The organism is Aggregicoccus sp. 17bor-14 (assembly GCF_009659535.1).
In the GTDB taxonomy this organism is placed as follows: Bacteria; Myxococcota; Myxococcia; order Myxococcales; family Myxococcaceae; genus Aggregicoccus.
In genome coordinates, this window is record NZ_VJZZ01000016.1 from 57,319 (window position 1) to 72,346 (window position 15,028).

General features: G+C 72.5%; 14 protein-coding genes. 8 read left to right on the top strand and 6 right to left on the bottom strand.

From position 1 onward, the window contains the following. Positions 1 to 29 precede the first annotated feature (29 nt). On the bottom strand, positions 30 to 1,502 hold the full coding sequence (locus tag FGE12_RS24995) for an HAD-IG family 5'-nucleotidase (protein ID WP_153869119.1): 1,473 nt from the start codon (positions 1,500 to 1,502) through the stop codon (positions 30 to 32). Between the two features lie 48 nt (positions 1,503 to 1,550). Beyond that, positions 1,551 to 2,519, bottom strand: coding sequence for a 2Fe-2S iron-sulfur cluster-binding protein (locus tag FGE12_RS25000; protein WP_370459139.1), 969 nt, complete (start codon positions 2,517 to 2,519; stop codon positions 1,551 to 1,553). A gap of 280 nt (positions 2,520 to 2,799) precedes the next feature. On the opposite strand from FGE12_RS25000, the gene FGE12_RS25005 reads away from it, so the two are divergent. Beyond that, the gene (locus tag FGE12_RS25005; RefSeq protein ID WP_153869121.1) at positions 2,800 to 3,255 is read left to right on the top strand and encodes a hypothetical protein; all 456 of its coding nucleotides are present in this window, start codon (positions 2,800 to 2,802) and stop codon (positions 3,253 to 3,255) included. A 34-nt stretch (positions 3,256 to 3,289) separates the two neighbouring features. Here the strand turns inward: FGE12_RS25005 and FGE12_RS25010 are convergent, their stop codons facing one another. Then, positions 3,290 to 3,967, bottom strand: a complete 678-nt coding sequence (locus FGE12_RS25010) for a sulfite exporter TauE/SafE family protein (protein ID WP_228531080.1) — start codon at positions 3,965 to 3,967, stop codon at positions 3,290 to 3,292. A gap of 49 nt (positions 3,968 to 4,016) precedes the next feature. On the opposite strand from FGE12_RS25010, the gene FGE12_RS25015 reads away from it, so the two are divergent. From FGE12_RS25015 to ccoG, 6 genes are read left to right on the top strand one after another with little or no spacing between them, the layout of a single operon-like run. Then, complete coding sequence (locus FGE12_RS25015; RefSeq protein WP_153869123.1) at positions 4,017 to 6,419, top strand: heavy metal translocating P-type ATPase; 2,403 nt, start codon at positions 4,017 to 4,019, stop codon at positions 6,417 to 6,419. Beyond that, on the top strand, positions 6,416 to 6,604 hold the full coding sequence (locus FGE12_RS25020) for a cytochrome oxidase (RefSeq protein WP_153869124.1): 189 nt from the start codon (positions 6,416 to 6,418) through the stop codon (positions 6,602 to 6,604). The genes FGE12_RS25015 and FGE12_RS25020 overlap by 4 nt, the downstream gene beginning before the upstream one ends. Next, positions 6,601 to 8,967, top strand: coding sequence for a cytochrome-c oxidase, cbb3-type subunit I (gene ccoN / locus FGE12_RS25025; protein WP_194798249.1), 2,367 nt, complete (start codon positions 6,601 to 6,603; stop codon positions 8,965 to 8,967). Before FGE12_RS25020 ends, ccoN begins: the two co-directional genes overlap by 4 nt. Continuing rightward, positions 8,967 to 9,161, top strand: a complete 195-nt coding sequence (locus FGE12_RS25030) for a CcoQ/FixQ family Cbb3-type cytochrome c oxidase assembly chaperone (RefSeq protein WP_153869125.1) — start codon at positions 8,967 to 8,969, stop codon at positions 9,159 to 9,161. Before ccoN ends, FGE12_RS25030 begins: the two co-directional genes overlap by 1 nt. Further along, positions 9,151 to 9,720 carry a cbb3-type cytochrome c oxidase N-terminal domain-containing protein gene (locus tag FGE12_RS25035; protein WP_153869126.1) on the top strand — a complete coding sequence of 190 codons (570 nt, stop codon included), beginning with the start codon at positions 9,151 to 9,153 and terminating at the stop codon, positions 9,718 to 9,720. Before FGE12_RS25030 ends, FGE12_RS25035 begins: the two co-directional genes overlap by 11 nt. Next, on the top strand, positions 9,717 to 11,114 hold the full coding sequence (gene ccoG / locus FGE12_RS25040) for a cytochrome c oxidase accessory protein CcoG (protein WP_194798250.1): 1,398 nt from the start codon (positions 9,717 to 9,719) through the stop codon (positions 11,112 to 11,114). The genes FGE12_RS25035 and ccoG overlap by 4 nt, the downstream gene beginning before the upstream one ends. Before the next feature lie 41 nt (positions 11,115 to 11,155). On the opposite strand, the gene FGE12_RS25045 is transcribed toward ccoG, so the two are convergent. Then, positions 11,156 to 11,836, bottom strand: coding sequence for an MgtC/SapB family protein (locus FGE12_RS25045; RefSeq protein ID WP_153869127.1), 681 nt, complete (start codon positions 11,834 to 11,836; stop codon positions 11,156 to 11,158). A 37-nt stretch (positions 11,837 to 11,873) separates the two neighbouring features. Beyond that, on the bottom strand, positions 11,874 to 12,914 hold the full coding sequence (locus FGE12_RS25050) for an aquaporin (RefSeq protein ID WP_194798251.1): 1,041 nt from the start codon (positions 12,912 to 12,914) through the stop codon (positions 11,874 to 11,876). Between the two features lie 130 nt (positions 12,915 to 13,044). Here FGE12_RS25050 and FGE12_RS25055 point away from each other — a divergent pair, with 130 nt between their 5' ends. After that, the gene (locus FGE12_RS25055) at positions 13,045 to 13,710 is read left to right on the top strand and encodes a hemolysin III family protein (RefSeq protein ID WP_153869128.1); all 666 of its coding nucleotides are present in this window, start codon (positions 13,045 to 13,047) and stop codon (positions 13,708 to 13,710) included. On the opposite strand, the gene FGE12_RS25060 is transcribed toward FGE12_RS25055, so the two are convergent. Beyond that, positions 13,707 to 15,026 carry an SLC13 family permease gene (locus FGE12_RS25060; RefSeq protein WP_153869129.1) on the bottom strand — a complete coding sequence of 440 codons (1,320 nt, stop codon included), beginning with the start codon at positions 15,024 to 15,026 and terminating at the stop codon, positions 13,707 to 13,709. The two genes, FGE12_RS25055 and FGE12_RS25060, sit on opposite strands and share 4 nt — an antisense overlap. Positions 15,027 to 15,028: the final 2 nt, after the last annotated feature.

Here is a 15,028-nt window from a genome sequence, read left to right on the forward strand (position 1 = left end):
CCCTCTCCCAGGGGGAGAGGAAGGACACATCAGGGGCTGTCGGCGGCGCTGCCGAACACGGGCGTGCCGCCGGGCAGCGTGGGGTCGTGCGGGAGGCTCCCGCGCGGGCTGCGCAGGTACACGAACGGGGTCGCGAAGAGGAAGTTGGACACGCGGCTCGTGTAGATGTCCGCGTAGCGCTCGATCTGCCGCGCCAGGTGGCTCTTGTCGTTGCCCGCACGGCTGAGCAGGCCCCAGCTCGGGTTGCTCAGCTCTCCACCTGCGCGCACCAGCGGGGCGATCTCCGCGTCCAGCGCCTCGAGCTGGGCGCGCAAGGCCAGTGCGCGCGCGTGCAGCTCGCTCTCGGGGATGTCGGTGCGCGGGCCGTAGTGGTCGCGGCGCCGCTGCAGCTCGAGCCGCACCTGCGCGGCCTCCGCCTCCAGCCGCTCCTTCTGCTCCATCTTCTCCGCGATGCGCTGCTCGGTCGCGCGGAAGGCCGCGATGCTGCGCACCTCGTCCTCCAGCTCGCGCACGATCAGCGCCGTGCGCCAGCGCAGCACGTTCTTCGTCACGTGCACGTCGCCGAACATGTGGTCGCCCACGTAGAGGATCTCGTCCCCGCTCAGGCCGAGGGTGCGCTCGATCTCCACCGCGCTGCCGCCCAGGTACGGCACGCCGCTCTTGAGCGGCCCCTGGTGCGGGCGCAGGAGCCCCTCCTCCGTGGCCACCTCGAAGAGCGGCGAGCGCGTGGTGAAGAACTCCGGCTTGCGCGCGCTCACGATGACCACGTCGAACAGGTCCCTCCAGGTCATCCCCTTGGGCAGGAAGCGGTCGAAGCTGTAGCGCATCATCGGCGCGGTGTAGGCCCACTCGCTGTTGGTGATGAGCAGCAGCTTCTTGCCCGCGTGCTTCTGGTCCAGCAGCGCGAGCGGCACGTCCGGGTCCAGCAGCACGAAGCGGTCCGGGTCCGCGACGATCTCCGCCTTCAGCGCCCCCGCCATGTGCGTGGCGTCCAGGCTGCGGCGCACGTGCTCGTAGAGGTCCGCGTAGCCCATGGGGCTGCCAGGGAGCTTCCCCGCGTCCAGCAGCTCCACCAGCTGCGCGTAGAGGCAGCCCTCGGAGAGGCTGAACAGCGTGTTGAGGAACACCCAGCGCCGCTCCGCGAGGTCGATGAGCGTGCGCGAGTACTCCGTGCGCTGGCGCTCGAACTCCAGGGGCTTCGTCCCGTGCAGCGCGCGCTTCACGAAGCCGAAGCGGTTCGCCTTGAGCAGGTTGCCCTTGAGCGTGTCGATGATGAGCCCGCGCATCGCGAGCCCCGGGTCGAACTGCAGATGCCCCACGGGCCAGCCCTTGGCCACGAGCTGCTCGCGCATGTGCTCGTACGCGCGCTGCTCCCACGCCTCCACCCGGTAGTGGATGAGCGTGTAGTCCATGTCGTAGCCCACGGCCTTGATGGCCCGCATGTTGAGGGTGCGGTTGCAGAAGAGGCCGCGCTCGGGCGGAGGTGCGCTCGGGAGAGTCATGGGCTCTACCTGCCCATTCCCGCGCGCCCTGTCCACGCCCTCGTGCGGCTACAGGTCCAGCTCCAGGCGGCGCGAGCGCGCCCGGCTCACGCACACCAGGATGTTGCGAGAACGTTGCCCTGCCTCCAGGAAGCAGTCCCGGTGGTCCGGCTCGCCGCCCAGCAGCCCCGTGAGGCAGGTGCCGCAGCTGCCCGACTCGCAGTCGCTGGGCACCTGCACGCCGTGGGTGCGCAGCACGTTGAGGATGCTCATCCCCGGCGGCACGTGGAGCACGCGGTTGCTGCGCTTGAGCGCCACCTCGAAGGTGCCGTCCCCGGGGCGCTGGGTGAGCACGTTCGTGCCCTCCGCCGTGAACGCCTCGAAGTGCACCGTCTCCTGCGGCCAGCCGCCCACCTCCGCCGCGTCGCGCACGGCGCCCATCAGCGGCGCGGGGCCGCAGCAGTACAGGTGCGCGCCGCCGGGGCGCTCGGCGAGCAGCGCGCGCACGTCCAGCCCGCGTGCAGGGTCTCCGCCGTCGTGGTGCAGGTGCACCCGGCCGCGGAAGCGCGGCTCGCTCAGGCGCACGCGGAAGGCCGTGCGCGCGGGGCTGCGCGTGCAGTAGTGCAGCGCGAAGGGGGCGCCGGTGCGCGCGAGCTGCTCCGCCATGGCGAGCAGCGGCGTGATGCCGATGCCTCCCGCGACCAGCAGCGTGAAGGGCGCGGGCACCAGCGGGAACTGGTTGCGCGGGAGGCTGGTGAGCAGCGTGTCGTCCACCTGCACCCGCTCGTGCATCGCGCGCGAGCCGCCGCGGCCGTGGTGCTCGCGCTGCACCGCGATGACGTAGCGGTGCGTCTCCTGCGGGTCGTTGCACAGCGAGTACTGGCGCAAGGGGCCACCGGGCACGCGCACCTCCAGGTGCGCCCCGGCCTCGAAGGGCGGAAGGCGTGCAGTGGGAGGCGGCACCAGCTCGTAGGTGCGGATGTCCTCCGTCTCCGACTCGATGCGGCTGACCCGCAGGCGAAGTGTGTCCGAGAGCACGGCATGCCCCTCCTGGCGAAGGCGTGCACGCAGGCACGCCAGGTGGTCAGGGAAGGATGCGGTTGCACCTGCGTACCGGTGAGTGGGTCCGGCGCCGTGCATCCGTGGAGCGGGCGCGACACTCCCACACGACCCGGGGGCACGCGGGAGCCTGGCCGCCTGCACACCGGCCGGACGAGGCCCGCGCACCGCATGCTGGTCGCGCGTGCAGGCTGCGGCGCGCGGGTGGGCAAGGCACAGTGGTCCTGAACCCGGGCCAGACACAGGTGACAGGCGCACCATGAGCGAGAGGGCGACCGCGGACGCAGTGGAGACGTGGGTGCAGTGGCAGGGCGGAAGGGCCGCGCTGCTCAACGGAGACGACGCGCCGTGCCTCAGCACGGGGCTCGGGAACGGCGGCGGCCAGTGGCGCCCCGAGGAGCTGCTCATCGGCGCGGTGGAGCTGGGCGTGATGCTGCGCTTCCTCGCGCTCGCGGACCGGGACGGGCTGCGGCCCCTCTCCTACCAGAGCAGCGCATTGGGCCGCTTTCGCGGCCACGCCGAGGAGGGCTGCCAGCTCATCGACCTCATCGTGCGCCCGCGCGTGGGCGTCGCGCAGCCCGAGGAGATACCGCGCGCCGAGGCGCTGTTCGCGCAGCTCTCCCGCGAGCCGCCCGATGCCGGGCTGCTGCGCGTGACGCCGCGCGTGCAGCCCAGCGTGCAGTGGGAGAGCCTCGAGCCGCTCACGGCGCATTGAGGAAATGTCCCCTCTCCCAGGGGGAGAGGGAAGACTAGTGGCAGCGGCCCTTTGTGACGACGGCGCGCACCACGAGCACTACCGCCGCGAGCAGCGGCACCGCGCGCCTGAGGACGAAGCCCGCGAGCTTCGGCCCTCCGCGCTGCCACAGGCCCGCCTGCAGCTGCGCCCCGAGCAGCGCCGGGAGCCCCCCGAGCGCGAAGGCCCCCATCACCAGCGCCCCGCCCCCCACGCTGCCCGCCGCGAGCGCCGCGAGGTACACGCCGTACAGCAGCCCGCAGGGCAGCAGCGGGGTGAGCGCACCCATTGCACCGGCCCGCAGCGCCGGCGAAAACTTTGCGCCCACCCGCGCGAGCCCGCTCGCGAGCCGCGAGAGCCTGGGAAGGGGCCGCAGCCGCTTGCCCAGCTCCAGCGCGCTCGCCACCAGCGCCGCCGCCATGAGCCAGGGCAGGTAGGGGCGGGTGCTCACCGCGAGCGCCCGCGTGACGCCTCCTCCCAGCGCGCCCAGCAGCGCCCCCATCGAGGCGTACGCGAGCACGCGCCCTGCCTGGTAGGCGGCCATCGCCCTCGTGCGCCCCGCGCGCTGCACCGTGGGAAGGCTCGCGCAGGCGAGCGGTCCGCACATGAGGAGGCAGTGCACGCTGCCCGTCACGCCCACCATGAGCGCACCGGCAGCGCCCGCGAGCACGGGAGAGGAGAGGAGTGGGTCCATGCGGGGCTCTCTCGCAATGGGCATGCCGTTCGCAGTGGGCCCCCTCCACATGCACGCACCCGCCCCCTGTCTCCACTGTGGAAGCCCCGTGCCCGAGGGCGTCGTCCCCGCGCGCTTCTGCTGCGCCGGCTGTGAGTCCGTGTACGGCCTGCTGCAGGAGCAGGGGCTCACGCGCTACTACGCGCTCGCCGGAGGGCAGGGCGCGCCCGCGCTCGAGGTGCCCACCCAGCGCAGCCGCGCCTGGCTCGAGCCGCTGCTCGCGCGCGCCGAGGCCGACGGCGCGGGCTCCCTGTGCGCGCTGCAGTTGGACGTGCAGGGCCTGCACTGCGCCGCGTGCGTGTGGCTGATGGAGGAGCTGTTCCGCCGCCAGGGCGGAGGCGCCTCGCTCACGGTGAATCCGGCGCTGGGCACGCTGCGGCTGCGTTGGGCGCAGGGCCGCTTCGACGTGGGCGCCTACCTCACCAGCGTGGAGCGCTTCGGCTACCTCTTCGGCCCGCCGCGCAAGCGCCCCGGCGCCGCGAGCCGGGACCTGCCCGTGCGCCTCGGCGTGTGCGCGGCCCTCACCATGAACGTGATGATGTTCTCGGTCGCCTTCTACCTGGGGCTCTCCCCGGCGGAGGGGGACCTGTTCGCGCTCTTCACGCGGCTCTCCGTGCTGCTCTCCACCGCGGTGGTGCTGGTGGGCGGCTGGCCCTTCCTGCGCACCGCAGTGCAGGGCGTGCGACGCGGCGTGCTGCACCTGGACCTGCCCATCGCGGTGGGCATCCTGCTCGTGTACGCGACGAGCCTGTTGAAGGTGCGCGACGGACGCGGAGACCTCGCGTACTTCGACACGCTCAACACCTTCGTCACCCTGATGCTCGTGGGCCGCTGGCTGCAGCAGCGGGTCATCGAGCGCAACCGCCGCTTCCTCCTCGAGGACGACGGCGCGGACGGCCTCGTGGTGCGCCGCGAGGAGGGGGCCGCGCTCGCCACCGTGCGTGCCCCGCAGGTGCGCGAGGGCGACGTGATGGTGGTGGCGCCCGGAGACCTGGTCCCGGTGGACGCGGAGCTGCTCGAGGAGGCGGCCCGCTTCAGCACCGACTGGATTACGGGGGAGAGTGCGGCGAGGCAGCTCTCGCAGGGTGAGCGCGTGCCGGCGGGGGCCTTCAATGGCTCGGGCTCCGCGGTGCGGGTGCGCGCGCTGAGTGACTTCGCGGACTCGCCGCTCGTGGCCCTGCTGCGCCAGGCGCCCGAGGGCTCCGGCGGCGTGCCGCTGCACGCGCGCTTCTGGAATGCGCTCTCGCGCGGCTGGGCGGTGGCGGTGCTGGGGATTGCCGCCGCGGGCCTCGCGCTGTGGTGGCCCTCGGGGCCGCAGCGCGCGCTGGAGGTGGCCGTCGCGCTGCTCGTGGTCACCTGCCCGTGTGCGCTCGGGCTCGCGGTGCCGCTCGCGTACGAGCTCGCGCAGGCGCGGCTGCGGCGCATCGGGCTGTTCTCGCGGCGCGCGGACCTGCTCGACCGGCTTCCCCGCGTGCGCAGCGTGCTCTTCGACAAGACGGGGACGCTCACGCTCGGGCGGCTGGAGTTGGTGGACCCGCGGTGCGTGGAGGCACTGTCACACGAGGCCCGTGACGCGGCCTTCGACATGGTGAGCCGCAGCAACCATCCGGTGAGCCGGTGTCTGGCGGCGGCGCTGTCTCGGGTGGGGGCGCGGTACTCCGCGGGCGCGCGCGTGGTGGAGGTGGCCGGATGTGGACTGGAGATGGGGGCGTGGCGGCTGGGGAAGCGAGGCTGGTGCACGGCGCACATCCCTCACCCCGACCCTCTCCCAGGGGGAGAGGGGACAGTGCTCACCTTCAACGGCCAGGTCGTCGCGGTGTTCTCCCTTCGCGAGGCGGTGCGGGCGGACGCGCGGCGCGAGGTGGCCGCGCTGCAGAGTGAAGGCCTGGGCGTGTGGCTCATCTCCGGGGATGCCCCCGAGCGGGTGGGCGCGATGGCGCTCGCACTGGGCGTCCCGGCCGAGCATGCATTGGGCGGCCAGCGCCCCGAGGACAAGGCCGCGGCGGTGCGCCGCATCGACCGCCAGGACACGCTGTACCTGGGCGATGGCGTGAACGACAGCCTCGCCTTCGAGGCCGCCCTGTGCGCGGGCACCCCCGCCATCGACCGCCCCGTCATGCCGGGCAAGGCGGACTTCTTCCTCCTCGGCGAAGGACTTGCGCCGCTGCGCGAGGCTTTGGCCCTCTCGCGCAAATTACGCGCGGTGGTGCGGCGCACGCTGGCCCTCGCGCTCGCCTACAACGTGCTCGCCATCGCCACCTGCCTCGCGGGGCTGATGACGCCGCTCCGAGCGGCGGTGGCCATGCCGCTCAGCTCGCTCAGCCTGCTGCTGCTCACCGCCTACAGCCTCGCACCCGAGCGCGCGCGCCCTACGCCCTCGCTGGCGCAGGGGCTGCAAGAGGCGCGGGCATGAGCGTCGTCATCCTGCAGGTCTTCGTCAGCCTGATGCTGGTCGGCAGCAGCGTGCTGCTCTTCCTCGTGAGCGTGCGCCAGCGCGACCACGAGCACGCGGACCGCCTCAGCCTCATCCCGCTCGAGGACGAGCACCCCGCCGCCTCTCCCGCTGCCCCCGCCGAATCGAAGGAGCCCCTCTCGTGAGCCACGCAGCCTCCGCTCAGCAACAGCGCATCGTCTACGACGACGCCCCCACGCGCTGGTTCATCGCCGCCGCCATGCTCTTCGGCATCGTCGGCATGCTGGTGGGCCTGCTCTGCGCCGCGCAGCTCGCGTGGTGGAAGCTCAACTTCGGCACGCCCTGGCTGACCTTCAGCCGGCTGCGCCCGCTGCACACCAACGCGGTCATCTTCGCGTTCGTGGGCAACATGATGTTCGCCGGGGTCTACTACTCCACCCAGCGCCTGCTCAAAGCGCGCATGGCGAGCGACCTGCTCAGCCGCATCCACTTCTGGGGCTGGCAGGCCATCATCGTCGCGGCCGCCATCACGCTGCCCCTGGGCATCACCACCTCCAAGGAGTACGCGGAGCTGGAGTGGCCCATCGACATCGCCATCACGCTCGTGTGGGTCGTCTTCGCGATCAACTTCTTCTGGACCCTGGCGAAGCGCAACGAGAAGAACCTCTACGTCGCCATCTGGTTCTACATCGCGACCATCGTCACGGTGGCGGTGCTGCACATCGTGAACAGCCTCGCGCTGCCCCTGAGCCCCCTCAAGAGCTACTCGGTCTTCAGCGGGGTGCAGGACGCGCTGGTGCAGTGGTGGTACGGCCACAACGCCGTCGCCTTCTTCCTGACCACGCCCATCCTGGGCATCATGTACTACTACCTGCCCAAGGCGGCGGAGCGGCCGGTGTACTCGTACCGGCTCTCCATCATCCACTTCTGGGCCCTGGTGTTCATGTACATCTGGGCGGGGCCGCACCACCTGCTCTACACGGCGCTGCCGGACTGGGCGCAGTCGCTCGGCATGGTGTTCAGCGTGGCGCTGTGGGCGCCGAGCTGGGGCGGCATGCTCAACGGCGTGCTCACCCTGCGCGGCGCGTGGCACAAGCTGCGCGAGGACCCGGTCCTCAAGTTCTTCATCGCCGCGCTCACCTTCTACGGCATGGCGACCTTCGAGGGGCCGCTGCTCAGCATCAAGAGCGTGAGCAGCCTCGCGCACTACACCGACTGGATCATCGGCCACGTGCACGCGGGCGCGCTGGGGTGGAACGGGCTGATGGCCGCGGGCATGTTCTACTGGCTGATGCCCCGGCTCTACGGGACGAAGCTGTACAGCAAGCGCGCGGCGGACGCGCACTTCTGGATGGCCACCGTGGGCATCCTCCTCTACGTGGTCGCCATGTGGGTGAGCGGCGTGAACCAGGGCCTGCTCTGGCGCGCGACCAACCCCGACGGCACGCTGATGTACCCGAGCTTCGTGGAGACGCTGCTGGCCATCTGGCCCATGTACGTCCTGCGCGTGGTGGGCGGCGGGCTCTACCTCGTCGGCTTCTTCGTGATGACGTGGAACCTCTGGAAGACCGCGCGCTCGGGGCACCCCGTGAACGGCGAGGTGCTGGTGGTGGTGGAGGCGAAGGAGGAGGCGGCCGAGCCCGGCTGGGGCAGCATCCTCACCGGCTACCCGCTCGTCTTCGCGCTCGCCATCATCGCGGTGGCGGTGTTCCTCGGCTGGGCGAAGCCGGCGACCGCGGCGGTGCTGCTCGCGCTCATCCTCGCGCTGGGCACCGGCGCGGCCTTCTGGGCTCGCCGGGCCCGCGCGCGTGGCACGCCGAGCTGGTTCGCGCTCGTGGAGGGCCGCCCGCTCGCCTTCACCGCCTTCACCCTCATCGCGGTGCTGGTGGGTGGCGTCGCGGAGCTCCTGCCCACGGTGCTGGGCAAGCACGGGGCGAGCAACTCTCCCACCGCGCAGAAGCCCTACAGCGCGCTCGAGCTGCAGGGGCGTGACCTGTACGTGCGCGAGGGTTGCTACACCTGCCACTCGCAGATGATCCGCCCGATGCTCGCGGAGGTGCAGCGCTACGGCGAGGCGAGCCGCGCCGAGGAGAGCATCTACGACCACCCCTTCCAGTGGGGCAGCAAGCGCACGGGGCCGGACCTCGCGCGCGTGGGCGGCAAGTACCCGAACCTCTGGCACTACACGCACCTGATGGATCCGCGCGCGACGAGCCCCGGCTCCAACATGCCCAGCTTCGCGTGGCTCGCCGAGAACACGCTGGATGTGAAGCTCGCCCCGCAGAAGCTCGCGCTGATGCAGAAGCTGGGCGTCCCCTACACGAACGAGGACGTGGACTTCGCGCTGCAGGATCAGCAGGAGCAGGCGGAGGGCATCGCCGCGGACCTGGAGAAGCAGGGCGTGGAGGTGGCCTGGGACTCGGAGATGGTGGCCATCATCTCCTACCTGCAGCGCATCGGGCGCGGGCCGCAGTTCGTCCCCGAGGACCTGAAGCAGGACGCACCGGAGCAGCAGCCCAGCGCCTCGGTGAGCGGAGGGCAGCCCTGATGTGGAAGACCTTCTACGCAGGCATGGAGCACGTGCACCTGCCGCTCTTCAGCCTGCTGCTCTTCCTCGCCGTCTTCTTCGGCGTGGTGGCGTGGGTGTACGGCCTGCGCCGCCCCAGTGACTTCGACGCGCTCGCGGCCCTGCCCCTGAGCGACACGCCCCCCTCTTCTGGAGCCTCCAGCCATGAGCAGTGACGCGAAGCACGCGAGCAGCGAGAGCGGTGTCATCCACGTCTACGATGGCATCGAGGAGCAGGACAACCGGCTGCCCAACTGGTGGCTCGCCATCCTCTGGGGCACGCTCGTGTTCGGGCTGGGCTACTGGCTCTACTACGAGACCTTCGGTGCGGGCGTGTACCCGCGCGAGGCGCTGAAGGCGGACCTCGTGCAGCTCGCGAAGCTGCAGGCCGAGGCGGCGAAGGGCCCGCTCACCGATGACATGCTGGTGAAGCTCTCGCACGACGCGAAGGTGACGGCGGCGGGGCAGGCCGCGTTCCAGTCCACCTGCGCCGCCTGCCACGGCGCGAGCGGCGAGGGGCTCATCGGACCGAACCTCACGGACAAGTTCTGGCTGCACGGCGGCAAGCCGACGGACATCCACCACACCATCTCCGGCGGCGTGGTGGAGAAGGGCATGCCCGCATGGGAGCGCACCCTGGGCGCAGAGCGCGTGAAGCAGCTCGCCGCGTACGTGCTCACGCTCAAGGGCAAGGAGGTGGCCGGCAAGGCGCCGCAGGGTGAGCCCGAGTCGTGACGCCTGCACCGAGCTCCGCCTCGCTGCGCACCGACGGGCGCCGCGAGGCCATCCATCCCTCGGACGTGAAGGGGCGCTTCCTCACCCGCAGGCGCGCGCTCTTCGCCGGGCTGATGGCCTTCTACCTGCTGCTGCCGCTCTTGCGCGTGGGCGGCCACCCCGCGGTGTACCTGGACGTGACGGCGCGCCGCTTCTACCTCTTCGGCGCCACGTTCAACGCGCAGGACTTCTGGCTCGTCCTCTTCCTCGCCACGACGGCAGGCTTCGCGCTGCTCTTCGCCACCGCGTGGCTGGGGCGCGTGTGGTGCGGGTGGGCGTGCCCGCAGACCGTGTTCCTCGAGGGGCTGTACCGCCCCATCGAGCGCTGGGTGGACGGACCGCGCGAGCGGCGGCTCAAGATGGCCAAGGCGCCGTGGACGGCAGTGCGCGTGGGGCGCGCGGGGGTGAAACACGCGGCGTATTTGTTCGTCTCGCTCGCCATCAGCCACGTGGCCTTGAGCTTCTTCCTCTCCGCCGAGCAGCTGCTCGCGATGGTGCGTGAGGGCCCCGCGGCGCACCCGGTGCCCTTCGCGTGGGCGGTCGCCGTGACGGGGCTGCTGCACTTCAACTACGTGTGGTTTCGCGAGCAGCTGTGCGTGGCCTTCTGTCCCTACGGGCGCCTGCAGTCGGCGATGCAGGACGACGACTCGCTCATCGTGGGCTACGACGTGCGCCGCGGCGAGCCGCGCGGGCACCTGCGCAGGCCCGGAGTGGGTGAGGCCGCGAAGGTCGCGCTGCCGGTGCTCGGCGACTGCGTGGACTGCAACAAGTGCGTGACCGCGTGCCCCACGGGCATCGACATCCGCAACGGGCTGCAGCTCGAGTGCGTGGCGTGCGCGCTGTGCGCGGACGCGTGCGACGCGGTGATGGACAAGGTGGGGCGGCCGCGCGGGCTCATCCGCTACGACTCGCTCAACGGGCTCGCGGGGAAGAGGCGGCGCGTGCTGCGGCCGCGGCTCGTGGTGTACGGGGCGCTGCTGCTCGCGTCGGCCAGCGCGCTGGGGATGGGGCTCCTGCGCCGCAGCCCCTTCGAGGCGAACCTGCTGCGCTTCCGCGGCGCGCCCTACGTCGTCACGGACGGCAGCGTGCGCAACCAGTACGAGCTGCACCTGGTGAACAAGCACCCGGACGCGGCGACCTTCCGGGTGCGCGTGCACACGCCGGGCAAGACGCAGGTGTTGCTTCCCCAGGCGGAGGTGAAGCTTGCCTCGCTCGAGGGCTTCCGGCTGCCGCTCTTCGTGACGTCCGCGAAGGACGACTACGTGGGCCCCTTCGGCTTCACGCTCGAGGTCGAGGACGTGGAGGCGAAGGAGGTGCGCAGCATCCAGGCGCGCTTCCTCGGGCCGTCGTACTAGCGAGGGCGGAGTGTCCCCTCTCCCATGGGGAGAGGCGACACTCACGCGCTGCGCACGTGCACGGAGACCACGCCGGAGGTGGTCTCCAGCCCCTCCACCAGCTTGTCCGGCGTGACGGAGGCCGGAATCTGCGCGTCCAGGTTCAGCGTGGTGTGGCGCTCGCCGGAGAAGTGGCGCTCGTACTCCACGTCCAGCACCCGCACGCCGAGCGCACGCAGCATCTCGGTCACCGCGTGGATGCCGGTGCCCGCGGTGAGCACCAGCGCCACGCGCCGACGGATGAGCGCGTCGTTCTTGTCCTCGAAGCGGCGCAGGAAGGTGAGTGCGATGAGGCCGAGCAGGGTGACGAAGCAGGCCTCCGGGTACATGCCCGCGCCCGAGGAGAGGCCGATCGCCGTCACCAGCCACAGGCCGGCCGCCGTGGTGAGCCCCTGCACCGTGGCCCCCGTGCGCAGGATGGCGCCGCCCGCGAGGAAGCCCACCGCGCTGACCACCGAGGCCGCGATGCGCGAGGCGTCCACCTCCACCAGGTGCTCCGTCCCGAAGCCCTGGAAGAAGGCGAACTGGGAGGAGATGACCATGAAGGTGGCCGAGGCCATCGAGACGAGCAGGTGCGTGCGCAGGCCGACGGGGCGGCGGTGCCGGTTGCGCTCGTAGCCGATCGCCGCGCCGAGCACGGCGCCGACCGAGATGCGCACCAGCATGTCCAGGTGGGAGAGCATCGCGTAGCAGTACCGCCAAGCGCTCCCACTTGCACGCCTACACCGCCCGCACGCGCTCCAGCCCGAGGCCCCGCAGGAGCAGGCGCACCCGCACGCGCACTTCCTCGCGCACCTGCTGGGCCGCCTCGGGGGAGAGGCCCGTGAGCAGTGGCAGCTCCCAGTGCACGCGTTCGGCGTCCGTGAGCGCGCGCCACAGGTCCGCGGGGCCCAGCGTCACCAGAAGGTCCGCCTCCGCGAGCAGCGCCTCGTCCGGGAGCGGCTCTCCCTCGGCCGCCACCGCGCGCACGGCTGCCGCGTCCGCGAAGCGCTCCACCGCCTCCACCGCGAGCCGCGCGAGCGCGCCGCCCTCGGTGCAGGCGAAGACGAGCCGCGCCGGGCCCCGGCGCGGCTCCGCACCGCGCGCGGGCAGCAGCCAGCGGAACAGCAGTGCGCAGCAGGCCGCGCCCAGCAGCTGCGCGGAGAGGATGAGCGAGATGTCCGCCGGGTGGATGCTCGAGGAGGTGGCGGTGAGCCCCTTGGCCACCGTCACCGCGGGGTTCGCGAACGAGGTGGACTCGGTGAACCAGTAGAGCGCCGCGAGGTAGGCGCCCACCGCGAAGGAGGACACGCCCGCGCGCAGCCGCGCCCCGCCCGCCACGATGCACAGGAGGCCGAAGGTGGAGAGGAACTCCCCCGTCACCTCCGCCACCGTCGCGCGCGGCGGGTTGCTCCAGCTGAACACCGGGTGGCCGAAGATGAGCAGCGTGGCCCCCACGCCGAGGAAGGCGCCGGCCAGCTGCGCGAGCACCCGCAGCGCCGCCTCGCGCAGCGTGAGCCGCCCGCGCAGCAGCGCCCCGAAGGTGACGGCCGGGTTGAGCTGCGCGCTCGCCACGGGGGCGAACGCGAGCAGCAGCGCCACGGTGACCGACGCCGTGGCCAGGCTGTTGACGAGGAAGGTGAGCCCCACCACGCCGCCCGAGAGCCGCTCGCCCATCACGCGCGAGCCCACCACCGTGGCGAGCACCAGCGCCTTGCCCAGCAGCTCCACCACGAGGCGGCGGGCGAGTGGGGTGGAGGGGTCTCGAGAAGGAGGTGTCATGCGTGGCGTCACCCTTACGTCACGCGCGGGCTCGCGCGAAGGGGCTCGAGCGCTCTTCCCTCTCCCAGGGGGAGAGGAGACCTTCACGCGACTGACCTCGCCATGACATGCGGGGCGCACGGTAGGGCGCATGGGTACTGCCGCCGTCCCTGCTCCCGTTGCTGCTCCCGTCAAACCCCTGCTGCGCGGCGTGAGCCACCAGGCGGCCGCGTCGGTGGCGCTCGGCGCGGGCGCGGTGCTGGTCGCGCTCGCCCCCACGGCGCCCGCGCGGGCGGCAGCGCTCGTGTACGCGCTGAGCCTCGTGGCGATGTTCGCGGTGAGCGCGCTCTACCACCGCCCGACATGGAGCCCTCGCGCGAGGGCCCGGATGCGGCGGCTGGACCACGCCACCATCTTCGTGCTCATCGCGGGCACCTTCACCCCCTTCGCGGTGCTGGGCCTCGGCGGCAGCGCGGCCACCACGCTGCTCGCGGTGGCGTGGGGCGGCGCGCTGCTCGGCCTGCTGCAGTCGCTGTTCTGGGTGCACGCGCCCAAGCCCGTCTCGGCGCTGCTCTACCTCGCGCTGGGCTGGGCCATCTCGCCCTACTTCGGCGCGCTGCGTGCGGCGGTGGGCACGCGCGCGCTCGGGCTGCTGCTCGCGGGTGGGGTGGCCTACAGCGTGGGCGCGCTCGTGTACGCGCTGCGCCGACCCAACCCCTTCCCGCGCGTCTTCGGCTACCACGAGGTGTTCCACGCGCTCGTCATCGTGGCGAGCGTGTGCCACTTCGCCGCGGTGCTCGGCCTGGTGGTGCGCTAGCCCAGCCCCAGCAGCCGCAGCACCGCGGGGCCGCTCAGCGCCACCACGACGATGCCCAGGAGCATCAGCGGCAGGCCCAGCCCCGCGAGGTCTCCCGCGCTCACGCCGCCCTCGCCGCTCACCATCGCGTTGGGCGGCGTGCTGATGGCGAAGGGCATGCCCAGCGAGGCACCGATCGCCACGAGCACGGGCGCCACCGGGCTCGGGTCCAGCGCGGCCGCGAGCGGCAGCAGCAGCGCGGCGGTGCCGGTGTTGCTCATCAGCGCCGCCATCAGCGCGCTGGTGCCCACCAGGGTGAGGCGCACCAGGGGCAGGGGCAGGTGCGCGGCGTCCAGGCGCGCGAGCGGCCCGGACACCAGCCCCGCGCTCTCCACCACGTGCCCGAGCAGGATGCCGCCCGCGATGAGCAGCAGCGTGGCGCCGTCCACGCGCGCGAGGTCCTCGCGCGCGAGCAGCCCCAGCCCGAAGAGGGCCGCCACCGCGCCCAGCGCCACCACGGCGGAGGGCACGCGGTGCAGCGGCTCGCTCAGCCACAGCGCGACGCAGAGAAAGAACAGCGCCATCACCCGGTAGGCCCGCGGGCTCAGCGGCGCCGCGGGGCCGGAGGGGAGCGGCACCTGCCCGCGCACCCGGTAGCGCAGCGCGAGCAGCAGCAGGCCCGCGGCGAGCAGCCCCAGCGTGAGCGGCAGGGCGAACGCCATCCACCCCACGAAGGTGACGCTCCTGCGCCCCTCGAGCGCCGCGATGGCCAGCCCGTTGGGCCCCGTGCCGATGGGGGTGGCCATGCCGCCCACGTTCGCCCCCAGCGCCACCGAGAGCAGCATCGCGCGGCGGAAGGGGTCGCGCGGGGCGCTGCCCGAGAGCAGGGGGCGCAGCGCGGCGATCATCATCGCCGCGGCGGCGATGTTGGACATCCACATGGAGAGCACCGCCGTGACCCCCGCCCCCAGCGCGAGCAGCGCCGCGCGCCGGCCGCGGGCGAGGCGCACCACCCGCTGCGCGAGGAAGGCGTCGATGCCGTGGCGGCTCGCCGCGACGCTGAGCGCGAAGCCGCCGAAGAAGAGCGCGAGCACCGGGTCCGCCGCCTCGCGCAGCAGCGCGGGCAGCCGGTACTCCGGGCCGTAGCCCCCGAGCAGCAGCGGCGTCGCCACCAGCAGCAGCAGCGTGGGCACGAAGGCGGGCACGCTCTCGCTGAGCCACAGCAGCAGCACGCACCCCACCACCAGCGCCGCTCGCGCCTGCTCGGGGTCGGCGAGGCCCCCCAGCGCCGCCAGGCCGATGACCAGCAGCCCGCCCAGCGTCAGCGCGCGCCGCATCG

Coding starts and splice junctions, on each gene's coding strand:
- FGE12_RS25030 (WP_153869125.1), top strand. CDS start 8,967: ATGTGGAAGACCTTCTACGCAGGCATGGAGCACGTGCACCTGCCGCTC.
- FGE12_RS25010 (WP_228531080.1), bottom strand. CDS start 3,967: ATGGACCCACTCCTCTCCTCTCCCGTGCTCGCGGGCGCTGCCGGTGCG.
- FGE12_RS25050 (WP_194798251.1), bottom strand. CDS start 12,914: ATGACACCTCCTTCTCGAGACCCCTCCACCCCACTCGCCCGCCGCCTC.
- FGE12_RS24995 (WP_153869119.1), bottom strand. CDS start 1,502: ATGACTCTCCCGAGCGCACCTCCGCCCGAGCGCGGCCTCTTCTGCAAC.
- FGE12_RS25045 (WP_153869127.1), bottom strand. CDS start 11,836: ATGCTCTCCCACCTGGACATGCTGGTGCGCATCTCGGTCGGCGCCGTG.
- FGE12_RS25005 (WP_153869121.1), top strand. CDS start 2,800: ATGAGCGAGAGGGCGACCGCGGACGCAGTGGAGACGTGGGTGCAGTGG.
- FGE12_RS25035 (WP_153869126.1), top strand. CDS start 9,151: ATGAGCAGTGACGCGAAGCACGCGAGCAGCGAGAGCGGTGTCATCCAC.
- FGE12_RS25015 (WP_153869123.1), top strand. CDS start 4,017: ATGCACGCACCCGCCCCCTGTCTCCACTGTGGAAGCCCCGTGCCCGAG.
- FGE12_RS25055 (WP_153869128.1), top strand. CDS start 13,045: ATGGGTACTGCCGCCGTCCCTGCTCCCGTTGCTGCTCCCGTCAAACCC.
- FGE12_RS25060 (WP_153869129.1), bottom strand. CDS start 15,026: ATGCGGCGCGCGCTGACGCTGGGCGGGCTGCTGGTCATCGGCCTGGCG.
- FGE12_RS25020 (WP_153869124.1), top strand. CDS start 6,416: ATGAGCGTCGTCATCCTGCAGGTCTTCGTCAGCCTGATGCTGGTCGGC.